Source organism: Virgibacillus sediminis (assembly GCF_042643265.1).
Taxonomy (GTDB): Bacteria; Bacillota; Bacilli; order Bacillales; family Amphibacillaceae; genus Virgibacillus_O; species Virgibacillus_O sediminis.
Genome location: NZ_JBHRRZ010000006.1, coordinates 79269 through 94234 on the forward strand (window position 1 = coordinate 79269; position 14966 = coordinate 94234).

A 14966-nucleotide genomic window follows, 5' to 3' on the forward strand; every position below is an offset into this window, starting at 1 on the left:
ATTGATAGAATAGTAAAATTTTTTAGAAATGGGGGATGAAAGGTGGCTGGCAAGTCGGAAAGAAAGGATGACCGGTATAAAATCGCCAACAGGGAAGCGTTGATTGGAGTGGCATTGGTTATTTTCAATTTTATCTGGTGGTACGGGTTCGCCTATGGGCTCGGCAGCAAAGATCCGGAAGACTACTCCTATGTCCTAGGGCTTCCCGCATGGTTCTTTTATAGTTGTGTACTGGGGTTTATTGTAATGGCTGTATTGGTGACAGTGATCGTCAAGAAGTTTTTTGTGGAAGTATCTTTGGAAGATGAGGGAGAAGAGAAATGAATTGGCAGGCGTTAATACCTTTAATTATACTTTTAGTGTTGATGTTCGCGGTAGGGATTTGGTCCAGCAGAAATGTTAGGTCATCCGAGACATTCCTTGAGTCCTATTTTTTGGGCGACCGGGGAATGGGAGGTTTCATCCTGGCAATGACCATGACGGCTACATATGGAAGTGCAAGCAGTTTTATTGGGGGTCCCGGCACCGCGTATACACAGGGGCTCGGCTGGGTATTGCTGGCGATGACACAGGTGGTTACCGGTTATTTTGTGCTTACAGTACTTGGAAAGAAATTTGCTATCGTCACCAGGAAGTATAAAGCGGTAACAATGGTTGATTTCCTGAAAGAACGGTATCAATCCAAATGGGTGGTGCTTTTCTCCGCTTTAAGCATCATCATTTTTCTTTTCTCCGCAATGGCTGCACAATGGATCGGTGGGGCACGGCTGATAGAATCATTGACAGGCCTCCAATATACGACGGCCCTGTTCATATTTGCTTTATCTGTCTTGGTCTATGTAATTATCGGCGGTTTTCGTGCAGTGGCTTTGACGGATGCTATCCAGGGAAGTGTGATGTTCGTCGGTACCCTGATCCTCCTGATAGCAACCATTATTGCAGGGGGAGGAATCCCGGCTATCATGGACGACCTGGCCAGTGAAAACATCAATTTGATTACTCCTTATGGGGCAGAAGGAACATTGACACCGACGTATGTATCCTCTTTCTGGATTCTCGTGGGAGTTGGGGTGGTTGCCCTTCCTCAGGTAACTGTAAGGGCTATGTCCTATAAAGATTCCCGTTCCATGCATAGGGCGATAATTATCGGTACTATTGTTGTCGGATTCATTATGCTTAACATGCATTTAATTGGTGTGTTTGCCCGTCCGATACTTCCAGGTATTGAAATTGCTGATCAAGTAATGCCGCTGATCGCTTTGGAAGTGCTTCCTGCCTGGGTAGCGGGATTGGTGCTAGCTGCTCCGATGGCTGCCATCATGTCGACTGTGGACTCTTTATTGCTATTAGTAAGCTCGACCATTGTCAAGGATGTCTATTTGAATTACATAGAAACGAAGGCATCTCAGCAAAAAGTGATGAAGCTGAGCATGGGGGTTACTGCTGTTTTGGGGATTGGTGTATTTCTCATGTCATTAAATCCTCCAGATCTGATTATCTGGCTTAATCTATTTGCATTCGGAGGCTTGGAAGCGGCATTTATCTGGCCTATCATACTCGGCCTCTATTGGAAGAAGGGTAATAAATATGGTGCACTTGCTTCCATGGTTACCGGAGTTGGGCTGTATATCCTGTCTGACAGCTTCTTCCCACAGCCTTTGGGGCTTCATTCGGTTGTCCTTCCGGTTGTCTTCTCCCTCGCTTCTTATATATTAGTAAGCTTTGGAACACAGCATAAACAGAGTCCGGCGCCGGAAATTTAATAACACACCTAAAAAGACAGCCTCCTATGACGGCTGTCTTTTTAGGTAAGGGGAAAGTTTGTTTATAGCGTGTGCTGGAACTTTTCTGCAAATTTGATGAAGTATTGAAGGGATTCCTTGTTACTTAATGACCCCATATTGACAACTTGATCGGCAGGCTGCCCCATCAATATTTTCTTGACTGGTATCTCCAGCTTTTTGCCATTTAAAGTTTTTGGGATATCTTTTATTTGATAGATTCCTGTCGGTGTATGGCGGGGAGAGCATTGTTCCCGGATATGCTGTTTAATTTTGTTCCTGACTGCTTCCGTAAGCTCTGTTCCTTCCTTCATGACGACAAACAGCGGGGTGGAGGAGCTGCCCTCTTGATCAGGAACATCAACAATCAGGCTATCCTCCACTTCATTTACCTGATCCACTGCCCTATATATCTCACTGGAACCGATGCGTATTCCTCCCCGGTTGATGGTTGCATCTGAGCGGCCATAAATTACACCTGTGCCCCGCTCCGTGATCTTGAGGTAGTCGCCATGGCACCAAATCCCGGGGTACACGTCAAAATAGCTGTCGTGCAAACGGCTTCCATTGGGGTCATTCCAAAAATAGATCGGCATGGATGGGAAGGGTTCTGTCAATACCAATTCTCCGACTTCTCCGATTTTGGGCTCTCCTTTCTCATCATAGCTTTCCAACTTGGCACCGAGTCCTCGGCATTGCAGTTCTCCGGCATAAACGGGAAGTGTTGGTGCTCCAAGTATGAAAGCTGTACATACATCGGTTCCTCCGCTAATGGAAGCAATCCAAATATCTTCTTTTACTTTGTCATAGCACCATTGGAAGCCTTCTGGCGGCAATGGCGATCCGGTGGAGCTTATATTTCTTAAATAGGTTAAATCGTGGCTCTTGCCTGGATGGAGTTCCCCTTTCATACAGCTGGTAATGTAGCTGGCACTTGTGCCGAACACCGTCATTTTTGTATCCTCTGCAAATTTCCACAGAACATGTTTATCCGGATATGTTGGGCTGCCGTCGTACAGGATAGCAGTACTGCCGGTCAAAAGGCTTCCTACAAGGAAATTCCACATCATCCAGCCGGTTGTGGTGTACCAGAAAAAGCGGTCCTCTTCTCTGAGATCCTGGTGGAAAGTCAGCGCCTTCAGGTGTTCCAGAAGGATTCCGCCTTGACTATGAACAATGGGTTTTGGTTTACCGGTAGTTCCCGAAGAATATAATATCCATAACGGGTCATTGAACGGTACGTATTCATAGTGAAGCTCGCCGCTATGATTCGTCTTGGCAGCTTCTTGCCATGTCACAGCGTTTTTCAGCTTATTGAAATCAGCCTTGCCGTTAAGGTAGGGGACCCCGATGGTTGCTTCCAGTGTTGGAAGCTCCTTTTGAATCTCCTCCGCCACAGGCAACCGGTCAAAATCTTTTCCTCCGTATCGATAGCCGTCTACTGTGAACATGAGCTTTGGTTCTATTTGCTTAAAACGGTCAATGACACTTTGTGTACCGAAATCGGGAGAAGCGCTCGACCAGATGGCACCGAGGCTTGCTGTGGCCAGAAATGCCACGATGGTCTCGTAAATGTTTGGCAGATAGGCTGCCACCCGGTCTCCTTTTTGAATGCCATAATCTTTCAATGAATTCTGTAACGCAACTGTATCATTGTACAGCTTCGCCCAGGAGACTTCGGCTTTGTCCCGTAATTCGGAGGCGTGAATAATAGCTGTTTTATTCTCTTTATGGTTTCTGAATACATGTTCCGCATAGTTGATTTCTGCTCCTGGAAACCACTTGGTTCCAGGCATTTGATGAGAGGATAAGACGGTCTGGTAGGGTTTCTTCGATTGTATGTCAAAGTACTCCCACTGTGTCTCCCAAAACTCCTCCAGTTCATCGACAGACCAAGCCCATAGAGAAGCGTAATCTTCAAAATTTAGATGTTTATGTTCCTTCAGCCAATCCTTATACTTATTGAGGTTGGCTTTCTCTTTGCGAGACTCGCCTGGTTCCCATAACAGCGTGCCTTCTTCCATCCTGCTCATCCTATCCCCTCCCGAATTTTATGATAATTAACACTATTATATGAACTCGTTCCCGCTATGTAAAGCATCCTTGTATGAAACGGAAAAAAAACCCCCTTATATCAAGAGGGTTCCCTTATTGTCCGGCCAGTTTGCCCACAAAAGCTTCCATATACGCAGGAAGATCTGGTGGACGGCGGCTTGAAATGATATGGCCGTCGATGATCACTGCTTCATCATGCCATTCTGCGCCGGCATTCTTCATATCATCTTTGATTCCGGGAGTGCTTGTCACAATCCTGCCTTGTAAGATATCCGCTGAGATAAGTACCCAGCCTGCATGGCAGATCTGTCCTATTGGTTTTCGGGATTCATCCATCTTTTTGATCAATTCAAGCACCTCAGGGTAGCGGCGTAATTTATCCGGCGCCCATCCGCCAGGAACTAAGATGGCATCATATTCATCAGCCTTTATGTCTTTAAAAGCAAAGGCGGATTTTGCAGGAACCCCATATTTTCCTGTATAGGTTTTTTCTGCTTCCTTCCCTGTTAAATCCACCGTGGCCCCCTCTTCCTGCAGACGCAGGACAGGATACCAAAGCTCTAAGTCTTCAAAGTCGTCTTCTACTAGGGCAATTACTTTTGTACCCTCTAGCCGCATACAGATTCCTCCCATTCATGATATGCCAATTGTACCAAAGGAAGGCGATGAAGGCGAACTATCTGCAGAATGGATAAGATCAACTCTGCCTCTGTTGATATTCTGCAAATTTCACAAACGTCTTTTCATCTTCAATTAGGCCGCAAGACCCGCATTGCACTTTGTATTCGGGTCCGTGGTAGAGGGTGTGGAACACTTCAGGAGCTTCACTGATATAGGTGGCGACAGTGTCGCCCGTCTGCGGATCCAGCTTTACGGGGGTTGCCTTTTGCTCTATAATGTTAAACCGTGTGCTATTTGTCTTGCAATTAGGACAACGGTATGGCTGTGCCATTACATACACCTCCTGATTTTTAGTATTCTCATTAATCATCAATTTATGATAAAAACATACAGGTCTTTTAACGTGTTTTGTTCGATAGAATGCGTACATTTTATTTTTGATGGCCTTTTCCTGGTTGGCTGTATTCTCATATAATCCTACCAACCAGGAAAACATAGGATAAAGGGAGAGATTTTATGAAGAATGTCACAAATGTTTTTTGGTACTCTATTGCTATATGCCTGGCTGTAGTAATTTGGGGCTCTACAGCCCCGACTCATTTGGAGGAAGTTTCTGCAGCGGTAACCGGGTTTATTTCTGTGCGTTTTGGCTGGTATTATCTGCTGATTGTTGTACTTATGCTTGCTTTCTGTATTTATATTAGTTTTTCCCGTTATGGAAGGGTGAAACTGGGCAAAGAACACGATAAACCGGAGTTCAGCCTGCTTACATGGTTCGCTATGCTCTTCAGTGCAGGCATGGGAATGGGACTTGTATTCTGGACGACAGCCGAACCAATTTCCCATGCTTTTATCAGCACACCCACCGCGGAACCAGGGTCTGATGAAGCGGTAAAGGAGGGGCTGCAATATTCATTTTTTCATTGGGGCGTCCATGCATGGGCGGTATATGGAATTGTAGCCTTGGTGTTGGCCTACTTCAAGTTTCATAAGGATGCACCAGGTCTGATCAGTGCTACTCTTGTTCCGATTTTTGGGGAAAAGAGCATGAGGGGACTTGCGGGAAAACTTATTGACACACTGGCTGTTTTCGCCACAGTAGTTGGTGTGGCGGCTACATTAGGATTTGGCTCTGCACAGATTACAGGAGGACTATCCTTTCTGTTCGGCACGCCTGAAACTTTCCGTGTTCAGCTGCTTGTACTGGTCATAGCAACCGGGCTATTTATTATCTCCGCCTGGTCCGGAATCGGAAGAGGGATCAAGTACTTAAGTAATATTAACATGGGGCTGGCAACAGTTCTCTTGCTCATGCTTTTTATAGTTGGGCCGACGTTGTATATACTGAATATGTTTACTAGCACGTTGGGAAGCTATCTATCTGATTTCTTTGATATGAGCCTCCGTTTGGCACCGCTTGATGAGGAAAATCGGGGATGGATTAATGCCTGGACGATCTTCTACTGGGCATGGTGGATATCGTGGGCACCATTTGTCGGCATCTTCATCGCCAGAATTTCCAAAGGCCGTACAGTAAAAGAGTTTATGTTGGGAGTTCTATTGGTTCCAGCTATTGTCTGCTTTATATTCTTTGCTGTGTTTGGTGTATCTGCCTTAAATTTAGAACAAAATGGAATAGCTGCCATCTCCGAGTTTTCGGTGGAAACTTCAACTTTTGGAGTACTTGCCGAGTATCCATTAGGCACCTTGATGTCCATGATCACTATTGTAGTAGTAGCTATATTTTTCATTACGTCTGCCGATTCGGCTACCTTTGTACTCGGGATGTTAAGTACAAACGGCCTGCTTAATCCCAAAAATTCGGTGAAAATTACATGGGGTCTTACACAGTCTGCGGTCGCTGCGATTATTGTCTATTTTGGCGGCACTCAAGGCTTGCAGAATATGCTGATCATTGCCGCCTTGCCGTTTTCACTGGTTATCCTTCTAATGGGAGGAGCCTTTTATAAATCAGTTAGGGCCGAATATGGGCCGAGAAAATAGAGGGCTTCCAGGAGGCAGATAATCGAAGTTTTTCGCCTTGCGCGGGAAACAACAGCAAAAAGTGAGTCAAAATAAACCCCGTACAAGTTCATCTATAAACTTGGACGGGGTTTTTAGTTTGTTTAGGAATGTAAACCGATAGCATGCCTCTGACGCCGAACCACCCGTGAAAGTGAAAGAAGTCGGAAGAGCGCGCCTCTTTTTAAAACCATTTTTTAAGTTTGGACAAAAGGGAAGAGGATTCTTCCTTTTTATCATCTGAGTCGGCTGCAGTTTTTTCTTCCATAAAAATATTTTCCTTATCAATTGCATAGTCGTAAGTAAGCACAGCTCCGATATCTGTATCATTTTCTTCATCCGTAATAGTTGTGTAAGGTATATTATACTTTTTGGCTAGCTCTTTTTCTTCTTTGAGAAAACGATGGGAGACATGACCATTGATCAACAAGCTTGCATCTGGATGGGATTTCATCTCTTCCTCCAGTGCTCTCAGGCCGGAATCACTCATTATCTGCCCCTTATTAAGAGCAAGAACAATCCTTTCTCTTAGAGTTCCAAGGAATTTCTTCCTTTCCTCGTCCTTTGGCAGCCGGACGCCATACATGCCTTCCGTTAGATAATCGTCTACATTTTTGTTGGTCATAGCGATTCCTCACTTTTTTACCTTTTTAGGCCATTTTAGCAGAAGTTTGAGCATCAGCAATCATAAGAGGGTATCCCATCAAGGAGATACCCTTTATTTTGTAAGGAAAAACTATTTTTTCTTTGCCCGGAGGTCAGCTTCTCTGCTTCTTTGCTGGGCAACTTTATCATCGGTGTCTGCAAATTCTTCGGCAAATTCAATATCCCGGCCGTCAGAAATCTGATTTTTTGGTGTTTGAGACAAAAAGTTGTTCTTCCGTTTATTATGCTCATCTCTGCCCATCTGCTCACCCCTGATTAAAGTATTACAGGTATAGTATGGCTCTCACAGCAAGGTCTATCCCTGCCAGTATCTTCTGCCTCTGCTTAATTCATAAAAAAAGCCCTATTCAGTAATACTAAGGCAAAAAAGGAGGAGTGATCATGATGGGAAGAGATGAATTGTGCAGGGCATGTGAAGGGACTGGAATGCTGGCGGATGATGAGGGATGGCAATACACCTGCAGCATTTGCAGAGGAGACGGCTCCTATAGTAAAGATGATGCAGCCAAAGGAGCAAGAGTGCTGGAAGTGGATGAAACCAACCGGCTGTTAGACTAAAGGAAAACTGCCTGCTACTGTAAAATGTCCTTCGATATCAAGGTATTTTACGTGTGGCAGGCAGATTTTCAATTGTTAAGGAATCTGTGGGGATGGGGACAGATTCTGTTTACTGGAGCATGCCAACCTATCCGTGGGCGGTCTCCGGCATGGTCCTTATGCCGTTAACCGGGCCATTGTGTCTTTAGTTGATTAATGAGCCATCGGATTTTGGATGGGAGCAAAGCTGTTCATATAATTCTGCATATCCTGCTGTTTTAACTGAGGCACTTGATAGTACTGGTTTTTATTTTGGTATTGGAATACCTCATATGCCATTTCAATAACGTGAGGAATGCTGTCTGCAAATACTCGGCGCAGAACCGGATTAGTTGCTTCCAAAGCAGTCATGGTAAATGCGGAAGCACAGGTCTTCAGATGGCCCATCATGAAGCTGGAGATACTTTGGTCATTCAATTCATTGACAGACTGAGCCGGCGTTTTAGGCTGGGACGGCTGCATGCCGTATACCACATCGTTGCCTTGGGCCATATTGTAAGTCTGTGTCTTAACAGCTGGTTCCTTCCCGGTCTGGAGTGTTTCCACTATGGTATTGTATGTCTGGGAAAGATAAGTTTTATGCTGTTGGAGCATGGTTTTTAGTTCGGGATCCTGGATATGGTTCTGATACAATAAATAATGCTCCAGCGTTCCCACTACTCCGGAAACTGCTTCATGGACATCGAGCATTTCATGGCCGCCATGGCTCTCCTTGGCTGCCATTTGAGAGGAATCCTGCAAGTTTTGGTTTTGTTGCTGATTGTTCATTATCATAACCTCCTAATCATTTTCCTGCTTATTTTAAACAGATTGGTTCAGGTTATTCATATGAAAACAAGCGATGATATCGCCTTGCAAGAAAAGTCTGGAAATGCGCGACCAATAAATGAAAATTATGATATTATGAGAAAAGAGACAGAATTCGTTTTTAGGAGGCTGCTTATGGAGGAAAGAGAGCCAATACGGCTGGATGATCGTATACATTTGATTGATGGATTCGATTTAGGGGTGCCAGACCGTACAGGTACGTATGTGATTGACGAGGAAGATTTGACAATTATTGAGACAGGGCCGAGTCCTTCCGTAAAATATGTCAAAAAGGGGTTGGAGGCACTTGGTTTTTCCCTTGATCAGGTGAAGTATATTATCGTTACACATATTCATCTTGATCATGCAGGAGGGGCTGGGCTATTATTGCGCGAGTGCCCTAATGCAACTGTGGTTGTTCATCCAAGAGGTGAAAGGCATTTGATCAATCCAAAAAAACTGGCTGCAGGGGCGAGGGCCGTCTACGGAGAGAGCTTCCAAGAACTGTTTGAACCAATTGTTCCGATTCCCCAGGACAGACTGCTCCTAAAAGAGGATGGTGAGACATTGCAAATCGGTTCCGGCTGTCGCTTGGAATTTCTCGATACTCCCGGCCATGCAAAACATCATTTCAGTATATATGACCCGGTTAGCAAAGGAATATTTACTGGAGACACAGTAGGCGTGCGTTATGAACATCTGGCCAGGGAAGGGGTGCAATTATTTCTTCCCTCTACTTCTCCGAATCACTTTAATCCTAATTCGATGCAGGCTTCCATTGACCGTATCTCCGACCTGAAGCCGGAGCGCATTTACTATGGCCATTTTGGAATGACAGAACAGCCGGAGGAAGCGTTGCAGGAGGTTTCTGAATGGCTAGGAATATTTATGGAGGAAGGGGAACAGGCACTTGCTGAGGGGAAGGGTTACGATGAACTGTCCAGGAGCATGCTTGGTAGAGTCCGAAAGCATTTGCAGGATGTAGGGATAGCTGATGATCACGAAGCGTATATCATTATCAATTTGGATATGCAGATTAGTGCCCTTGGGATCATCGATTATTTTAAGACCATTAAACAGTAAGAAGAAAATCACCCGTTCCGAAGAGGAATGGGTGATTTATGTTATTTTTCTCCGTCCAGTCTCATGAATGTGAGGATCAGGAAAAATAAAAAGCTGAGTAATAGGATGGTGCCTCCTGCGATGAAAAAAACGGTGACAAATGTGTCGGGCAAGGAAAATGGGCGCACATAATAGAGCCACATTCCACTAGTCAAGCCAATGGATCCGATGATCGCAGACCAGACATGAAGGGAAGCCATAATTCTGGAAGCCGGGGTGAATACCCTATAGAAGACGGCCCAGGAAAAAAGGGATAGCCAGCCGACAACCAAAATATGGGCGTGAACCGTTTTGAATTCCAGCCCCCCTGCCCCTGCCATATGGGAGCCAATGACGGCGCCTAGAAACGCAAAGGCAGCTGAAAAACGAAGCAGTATTTTACTGTAGGATTTCATTTGAATCTCTCCTTATTTAAGTTGATCTTTGGTTTCCAGCAGGATCGGGCAATGGTCACTTCCCATCACTTTTGCGTGTATTCGCGAATCAATGAGGGATTCCACCAGCCGATCAGAAACGATGAAATAATCAATCCGCCAGCCTATATTCCTTTCTCTGATGGTTTTCATATAAGACCACCAAGTATAGAGGCCGTCCGTATCCGGGTAGAAATGGCGAAGCGTATCGGTAAACCCTGCATCAAGGAGGCGGCTCATTTTGCTCCGTTCTTCTACGGTAAACCCGGAATTCCCGTGGTTTGTCTTATCATTTTTAAGATCAATTTCTTGGTGGGCTACATTTAAATCACCGCAGTATACGACCGGTTTCTGTGCATCAAGCTCTTTGAGGTGCTCATACAACTCATCCTCCCATTGCAGCCGGTAGCCGAGTCTGCTCAGATCCCTTTTGGAGTTGGGGGTGTAGACATTGACCAGATAAAAATTTTCAAACTCGAGGGTGAGAATCCTTCCTTCTTCTTCTGAATCATCTTTTCCTACCCCATATTGGACAGATAAAGGCTTTTCCTTTGTAAAGACTGCTGTCCCAGAATAACCCTTACGTACAGCATAATTCCAATACTGGTGATAATCATTGATCTCCAGATCGATTTGCCCTTCTTGCAGCTTGATTTCCTGCAGGCAGAAAATATCTGCATCAATATCGTGAAAGTAATCCAGAAAGCCTTTGCGTACACAGGCCCTTAATCCATTTACATTCCAAGATACCAGTTTCATAGATACCACTCTTACCCCTTCATAATTCTTCTCTATGACGTTTATTTTAGCATACAGATAGGGGAAGTTCGAAATTTGTCGAGGAGTTTTTTAAGGAGAAATATTGACTTTCTAAGTGTATTAGCCATATAATACAGATCAGTGGTGTATGAAGTGATTAATACACCATTTTTGCCTGAAGTGTATTAATTGGGTAATACACTCTAATGAGCTGTTAGGAGCTGTTGCTATGGAAGTGAAATTCAATAATCGTGACCCGGTATATATACAGGTTGTCCGGCATTTCAAGGAGCAGATTGCTACGGGTAAGCTGGAGCCGGGACAGGAAATACCTTCCCGCAGAGAACTGGCAAACAAGCTGAAGATCAATCCGAACACGGCCCAGCGGGCATATAAGGAGATGGGGGAAGCTGGCTTGATCTATACAGAGAAGAACCTCCCAAGTAAAATCACCAAGGACGTAAAGGTTCTGGAAGCAGTAAGGGAGGAACTTATTACAGAAGCAGTGGAAGATCTGGTGGCATCGGTTCGCCCAATCAATGTTCCTTTAGAAGAACTGATTGGCCTGATAAGGGAAAAATATGGTGAGTCTTAAAGATTCAAAGGGGGGTTACGAGAATGATTGAGGTAAATGGGATCACAAAGAAATATGGAAGGAAGAAAGTGTTGGACGGTGTTTCTTTCACCGCGGAAAAAGGTGAAATTACTTGTCTGATAGGAATCAATGGAGCGGGAAAGACGACGATCATGAATGCAATTATGTCGATGACTCCTATTAAAGGCGGGAGCATTCTCATGGATGGTGATGAAATAGGCAAGGACAGCTATGAGAAAATTACGTTCATTCCTGATGCTATAACTATGCTTCCGCAGATGTCTATTGCAGATGCCATGCAATTCATGAAGGATTTCTACAAGGGATGGAACGAAAAGCGGGCTGATGAGCTTCTAAGCTTTTTTCGGTTGAAGCAGGAAGATAGGATTTCCAGTCTTTCGAAGGGGAACAGGGCAAAGGCCAATTTACTGTTGGGATTGGCTTTGGATGTGGATTATTTACTGATGGACGAACCATTTTCTGGTATTGATCTGTTCAGCAGGGAGCAAATCGCTGAAGTGTTTGCCAGCCATTTAGTGGAAGATAGAGGAGTGCTCATTACCACCCATGAAATCAATGACATTGAACATCTGATAGATAAAGTAGTCATGCTGGATGATGGGAAGGTTCTTACAGAATTCAGGACAGAAGAAATGCGGGAAGAAGAGGGGAAATCTGTAGTCGATGTCATGAGGGAGGTATATCAGTAATGAACAGATTTTTAAAATTGGTCAACTTTGAACTGGGCCGGTTTATGAAAATTTATCTGGTTCTGGTTGGAATCACGATAATTTCACAATTTGCTGGGGTCATTGCCCAATCGAAGGATTATCTAAATCATGCAGAGACAGTTATGTTTGAGCGGGCAATGAATATGGGGGCCTATGTAGAGGCATATGGAGCGATGAGCATGAGGCAGGTAACGGCCAGTCTATGGTTTATGGGACCGATCGCCCTGTCTGCAGCAGCATTGATATTTTACTGCTTTTTTATTTGGTACAGGGATTGGCTGGGAAAGAATACATTCATTTACCGTCTGCTGATGCTTCCTACAGCCAGGCTGAATGTTTTCCTTTCAAAGGCAGCAGCCATTTTTCTAATGGTACTTGGCCTGATTTCCCTGCAGATTGTTCTGCTGCCGTTATTAAGTACAGTACTGCAATGGACGGTACCTGCCGACTTGCGTCTGGATATGAATGTACATGAAATCATTAATAATATTTATCAATTGCAGATCATCATTCCAGATACTTTTGTAGGATTTTTGGTAGCCTATGGCATCGGATTTATGGCAGTATTCGTGGTATTTACAGCAATTCTCTTTGAACGAAGCTTTCGCTTGAAGGGGGCTTTAATGGGGGCGGGATATGCCATTTTGTCCGGAGTTATCTTTTTGGGGCCTGTAATCCTGCAGATATCTCCTAATACAAGATTTCTATACCCCGGAGAATTGTTTGCTGTAGAACTGGTCCTATTATTGCTCGTTTCAGGTGTTTCCATCTGGCTGAGCCATTTCCTGTTAAAGAAAAAAATCACTGTTTAAGGGAGGAGGAAGAATATGCGTTATTGGAAACTGATAGTTATTCCTGCATTCATTGTTTTAGTCACAGGGGTATATTACATACAGCACGCTATGGCGGGGCATGGCTATCCGGAATTCAAGTTGACCAAGGTCAACGGGGAGGAAGAGGTTGCAAGAGATATAACCGTATTGGCTAATTACCAAAAAAACATCAATGATATTGCGTTGAAAATCTCAGGGGATGGGGCAGTGTCTTCCAATGACCTTTCCTATTTCGACCGGCTGTCAGGGGGGCTGTATAAGGATCCTGCGATTGAAAAACTTCAGGAGGAGTACCGGAATTTTATGAGAGGGAAAAATGAGAGCCCCCATTACTTCAGTAAGTATGGTGATCTCTTGGCATATGTATCTATGAAGGAATCAGACCAAGCATTTATGATAGCTGTGGAGACATTAAATACAAACACGGAGGATACTGCTTCCTTCCATATAGAAGTGCCAGGCAGCAGAAAAAACCAAATGATATATATGGAAGCGGTGGAACTCAGCGATGGGGTCTTAAATATATTTACCAGAAACTTCACTAATGGCGGTGATAATTTAAACTATTATCGTATTGATATGGAAACTCGAACATTAATTGATTCAAAGTCATTGCTGTCTGCAACATCTTCTGGTAGAGAAAGTTGGACGGAAATGAGTTCTCTGACTATGGGGAGGGGAATCAGTGCAGCAGAGTACAGCCTATTCCTTGTCAGTGAATGGGAGGAGGTACCAGGTCCCTATGGTCATCCACAACCCGAATCAGTAGCTGAGGAGCTTATCCTTGTAAATAATGCAACAGGTGAGGCAGAAGAAGTGGAAATTCCAGAGAATCTAAAAGATTCCATCCATACAGCGGCCATGGAAGGTTCGGTCATATATCTCAGTAATATGAATGAAGAAGGTATGGAAGTACTCGCATACAATCTGGAAAGTGCGGAAAAGGGAGAAGCGCAGCAGGTGATACAGCTGCCGTTGACGAAAACGGAGAGGAGGGGAGGACCACCTTCCGTTGTGAAAGGTGGAAAGCTGTATTTGGCGGGTTACCAGGAATCAGTTCCAAGTGTTTTCGTAGTGGATTTATCTGACGGTAATGTCTTGTATGAAGGTATAGTGGAGGCTGGCCAGAATAGAGGAAAATTGCACATCAATGAATTAATGGTGTATTAGAAAATGCGGCCGGATTTTCATTCGGCCACATTGTTATATAATTTATCCAGTTTCTCTTCCAAAAGACCCATATGAATAATTCGTGCTTCCCGCAGATATTCCTTGCCATCCCAGAAAACAAGCAAAACCGGTACAGTGAAAATGGAAAAGCGCCCTGCCAATTCCTCTGTCTGCTGCACATCTGCGTGCCCCAGCTCCATGGCAGGGTACTTATCCATCAACTTCTGGACTTGGGGTTTGAGACCATGGCATACGCTGCAATTAGGTCGGGATATATATAGGAGTGCCAGCTCATTTTCAGCAATCCATCGATCAACTTCTTCCAGGCTGCTAAGGTTGTGGAATTCTCTCAAGAACATTCACCTCCATTTATAGTTTGAAGCGATTATAGCAAAGTATTTGACCTAAGGGCATCTGAAGAGGTTTATCATCTCCAATTATAAGGAAAATGTCTATAAAACCTGAAGAATGGGGTGAAACAATGGGTGCAAAAGACAAGGAAAGGATTAAGGATAATAAAAGCAGAGCAAATGAAGAAGAACGAAGTGAATTGGATGGATTCAAAGAACAACAGCTGGTTGATGATATGCCGATGGAGGATTTGAAGATAGAGCAGAAACACGAAAAGGAAAAGCATAACTCTCAAGATGCTTCTCAAAGTGAACGCAAATATACCACAAATGATGGAAAAGACAATTAAAATCACTAAAACCTAGTAAACCCCCTGTACCCAAATTGGTGCAGGGGATTTTTTAGAGTGCAAGAAAGTTGCCTAACATACAGATATCATACCA

General features: G+C 44.2%; 19 protein-coding genes. 10 read left to right on the forward strand and 9 right to left on the reverse strand.

What is annotated here, in order from left to right; all coding sequences use genetic code 11:
- Window positions 1–42: 42 nt before the first annotated feature.
- Together ACFODW_RS03795 and panF are read left to right on the forward strand one after the other, a co-directional pair.
- A complete protein-coding gene (locus tag ACFODW_RS03795; RefSeq protein ID WP_390303211.1) occupies window positions 43–324 on the forward strand; it encodes a YhdT family protein in 282 nt (93 codons plus the stop codon).
- On the forward strand, window positions 321–1763 hold the full coding sequence (gene panF, locus ACFODW_RS03800) for a sodium/pantothenate symporter (RefSeq protein ID WP_390303214.1): 1443 nt from the start codon (window positions 321–323) through the stop codon (window positions 1761–1763). The genes ACFODW_RS03795 and panF overlap by 4 nt, the downstream gene beginning before the upstream one ends.
- 62 nt (window positions 1764–1825) lie before the next feature.
- On the opposite strand, the gene ACFODW_RS03805 is transcribed toward panF, so the two are convergent.
- The 3 genes from ACFODW_RS03805 to ACFODW_RS03815 form a co-directional block, all read right to left on the reverse strand.
- On the reverse strand, window positions 1826–3814 hold the full coding sequence (locus ACFODW_RS03805) for an acetoacetate--CoA ligase (protein ID WP_390303217.1): 1989 nt from the start codon (window positions 3812–3814) through the stop codon (window positions 1826–1828).
- 115 nt (window positions 3815–3929) lie between these two features.
- The gene (locus ACFODW_RS03810) at window positions 3930–4454 is read right to left on the reverse strand and encodes a type 1 glutamine amidotransferase domain-containing protein (protein ID WP_390303220.1); all 525 of its coding nucleotides are present in this window, start codon (window positions 4452–4454) and stop codon (window positions 3930–3932) included.
- Window positions 4455–4533: 79 nt separating this feature from the next.
- Window positions 4534–4788, reverse strand: coding sequence for a DNA alkylation repair protein (locus tag ACFODW_RS03815; protein WP_390303223.1), 255 nt, complete (start codon window positions 4786–4788; stop codon window positions 4534–4536).
- Between the two features lie 185 nt (window positions 4789–4973).
- On the opposite strand from ACFODW_RS03815, the gene ACFODW_RS03820 reads away from it, so the two are divergent.
- Window positions 4974–6461: a BCCT family transporter gene (locus ACFODW_RS03820; protein ID WP_390303226.1), complete on the forward strand. Its 1488-nt coding sequence runs from the start codon at window positions 4974–4976 to the stop codon at window positions 6459–6461.
- 202 nt (window positions 6462–6663) lie between these two features.
- On the opposite strand, the gene ACFODW_RS03825 is transcribed toward ACFODW_RS03820, so the two are convergent.
- Together ACFODW_RS03825 and ACFODW_RS03830 are read right to left on the reverse strand one after the other, a co-directional pair.
- The gene (locus tag ACFODW_RS03825) at window positions 6664–7104 is read right to left on the reverse strand and encodes a YueI family protein (protein ID WP_390303229.1); all 441 of its coding nucleotides are present in this window, start codon (window positions 7102–7104) and stop codon (window positions 6664–6666) included.
- A 111-nt stretch (window positions 7105–7215) separates the two neighbouring features.
- Window positions 7216–7386 (reverse strand): YfhD family protein, encoded by a 171-nt coding sequence (locus tag ACFODW_RS03830; protein ID WP_390303232.1) that lies wholly within the window; start codon window positions 7384–7386, stop codon window positions 7216–7218.
- A 140-nt stretch (window positions 7387–7526) separates the two neighbouring features.
- On the opposite strand from ACFODW_RS03830, the gene ACFODW_RS03835 reads away from it, so the two are divergent.
- A complete protein-coding gene (locus ACFODW_RS03835) occupies window positions 7527–7703 on the forward strand; it encodes a hypothetical protein (RefSeq protein WP_390303235.1) in 177 nt (58 codons plus the stop codon).
- Between the two features lie 192 nt (window positions 7704–7895).
- On the opposite strand, the gene ACFODW_RS03840 is transcribed toward ACFODW_RS03835, so the two are convergent.
- Entirely contained in the window at window positions 7896–8510 is a 615-nt protein-coding gene (locus tag ACFODW_RS03840) for a spore coat protein (RefSeq protein ID WP_390303238.1), read from the reverse strand.
- 174 nt (window positions 8511–8684) lie between these two features.
- Between ACFODW_RS03840 and ACFODW_RS03845 the strand changes: the two genes are divergently transcribed.
- Window positions 8685–9632, forward strand: coding sequence for an MBL fold metallo-hydrolase (locus tag ACFODW_RS03845; RefSeq protein ID WP_390303241.1), 948 nt, complete (start codon window positions 8685–8687; stop codon window positions 9630–9632).
- Between the two features lie 41 nt (window positions 9633–9673).
- Here the strand turns inward: ACFODW_RS03845 and ACFODW_RS03850 are convergent, their stop codons facing one another.
- Window positions 9674–10066 carry a hypothetical protein gene (locus tag ACFODW_RS03850; RefSeq protein WP_390303244.1) on the reverse strand — a complete coding sequence of 131 codons (393 nt, stop codon included), beginning with the start codon at window positions 10064–10066 and terminating at the stop codon, window positions 9674–9676.
- 12 nt (window positions 10067–10078) lie between these two features.
- Window positions 10079–10843 (reverse strand): exodeoxyribonuclease III, encoded by a 765-nt coding sequence (locus tag ACFODW_RS03855; RefSeq protein WP_390303247.1) that lies wholly within the window; start codon window positions 10841–10843, stop codon window positions 10079–10081.
- 229 nt (window positions 10844–11072) lie between these two features.
- On the opposite strand from ACFODW_RS03855, the gene ACFODW_RS03860 reads away from it, so the two are divergent.
- The 4 genes from ACFODW_RS03860 to ACFODW_RS03875 are packed head-to-tail and all read left to right on the forward strand — an operon-like array spanning window position 11073 to window position 14172.
- Window positions 11073–11438 (forward strand): GntR family transcriptional regulator, encoded by a 366-nt coding sequence (locus ACFODW_RS03860; protein ID WP_390303250.1) that lies wholly within the window; start codon window positions 11073–11075, stop codon window positions 11436–11438.
- Window positions 11439–11461: 23 nt separating this feature from the next.
- A complete protein-coding gene (locus tag ACFODW_RS03865) occupies window positions 11462–12148 on the forward strand; it encodes an ABC transporter ATP-binding protein (protein WP_390303253.1) in 687 nt (228 codons plus the stop codon).
- Window positions 12148–12981 (forward strand): hypothetical protein, encoded by an 834-nt coding sequence (locus ACFODW_RS03870; RefSeq protein WP_390303256.1) that lies wholly within the window; start codon window positions 12148–12150, stop codon window positions 12979–12981. Before ACFODW_RS03865 ends, ACFODW_RS03870 begins: the two co-directional genes overlap by 1 nt.
- Window positions 12982–12996: 15 nt before the next feature.
- Window positions 12997–14172, forward strand: coding sequence for a hypothetical protein (locus ACFODW_RS03875; protein WP_390303259.1), 1176 nt, complete (start codon window positions 12997–12999; stop codon window positions 14170–14172).
- 17 nt (window positions 14173–14189) lie between these two features.
- Here ACFODW_RS03875 and ACFODW_RS03880 read toward each other — a convergent pair whose 3' ends face one another.
- Window positions 14190–14531 carry a thioredoxin family protein gene (locus ACFODW_RS03880; protein ID WP_390303262.1) on the reverse strand — a complete coding sequence of 114 codons (342 nt, stop codon included), beginning with the start codon at window positions 14529–14531 and terminating at the stop codon, window positions 14190–14192.
- Between the two features lie 122 nt (window positions 14532–14653).
- Here ACFODW_RS03880 and ACFODW_RS03885 point away from each other — a divergent pair, with 122 nt between their 5' ends.
- Window positions 14654–14872, forward strand: a complete 219-nt coding sequence (locus ACFODW_RS03885; RefSeq protein WP_390303265.1) for a hypothetical protein — start codon at window positions 14654–14656, stop codon at window positions 14870–14872.
- Window positions 14873–14966: the final 94 nt, after the last annotated feature.

Excerpts from the sequence above, each read along its gene's own strand:
- ACFODW_RS03870 (WP_390303256.1), top strand. The coding sequence starts at position 12,148 with ATGAACAGATTTTTAAAATTGGTCAACTTTGAACTGGGCCGGTTTATG.
- ACFODW_RS03805 (WP_390303217.1), bottom strand. The coding sequence starts at position 3,814 with ATGAGCAGGATGGAAGAAGGCACGCTGTTATGGGAACCAGGCGAGTCT.
- ACFODW_RS03880 (WP_390303262.1), bottom strand. The coding sequence starts at position 14,531 with ATGTTCTTGAGAGAATTCCACAACCTTAGCAGCCTGGAAGAAGTTGAT.
- ACFODW_RS03835 (WP_390303235.1), top strand. The coding sequence starts at position 7,527 with ATGATGGGAAGAGATGAATTGTGCAGGGCATGTGAAGGGACTGGAATG.
- ACFODW_RS03865 (WP_390303253.1), top strand. The coding sequence starts at position 11,462 with ATGATTGAGGTAAATGGGATCACAAAGAAATATGGAAGGAAGAAAGTG.
- ACFODW_RS03860 (WP_390303250.1), top strand. The coding sequence starts at position 11,073 with ATGGAAGTGAAATTCAATAATCGTGACCCGGTATATATACAGGTTGTC.
- ACFODW_RS03885 (WP_390303265.1), top strand. The coding sequence starts at position 14,654 with ATGGGTGCAAAAGACAAGGAAAGGATTAAGGATAATAAAAGCAGAGCA.
- ACFODW_RS03820 (WP_390303226.1), top strand. The coding sequence starts at position 4,974 with ATGAAGAATGTCACAAATGTTTTTTGGTACTCTATTGCTATATGCCTG.
- panF (WP_390303214.1), top strand. The coding sequence starts at position 321 with ATGAATTGGCAGGCGTTAATACCTTTAATTATACTTTTAGTGTTGATG.
- ACFODW_RS03830 (WP_390303232.1), bottom strand. The coding sequence starts at position 7,386 with ATGGGCAGAGATGAGCATAATAAACGGAAGAACAACTTTTTGTCTCAA.
- ACFODW_RS03840 (WP_390303238.1), bottom strand. The coding sequence starts at position 8,510 with ATGAACAATCAGCAACAAAACCAAAACTTGCAGGATTCCTCTCAAATG.
- ACFODW_RS03850 (WP_390303244.1), bottom strand. The coding sequence starts at position 10,066 with ATGAAATCCTACAGTAAAATACTGCTTCGTTTTTCAGCTGCCTTTGCG.
- ACFODW_RS03855 (WP_390303247.1), bottom strand. The coding sequence starts at position 10,843 with ATGAAACTGGTATCTTGGAATGTAAATGGATTAAGGGCCTGTGTACGC.
- ACFODW_RS03825 (WP_390303229.1), bottom strand. The coding sequence starts at position 7,104 with ATGACCAACAAAAATGTAGACGATTATCTAACGGAAGGCATGTATGGC.
- ACFODW_RS03875 (WP_390303259.1), top strand. The coding sequence starts at position 12,997 with ATGCGTTATTGGAAACTGATAGTTATTCCTGCATTCATTGTTTTAGTC.
- ACFODW_RS03845 (WP_390303241.1), top strand. The coding sequence starts at position 8,685 with ATGGAGGAAAGAGAGCCAATACGGCTGGATGATCGTATACATTTGATT.
- ACFODW_RS03810 (WP_390303220.1), bottom strand. The coding sequence starts at position 4,454 with ATGCGGCTAGAGGGTACAAAAGTAATTGCCCTAGTAGAAGACGACTTT.
- ACFODW_RS03815 (WP_390303223.1), bottom strand. The coding sequence starts at position 4,788 with ATGGCACAGCCATACCGTTGTCCTAATTGCAAGACAAATAGCACACGG.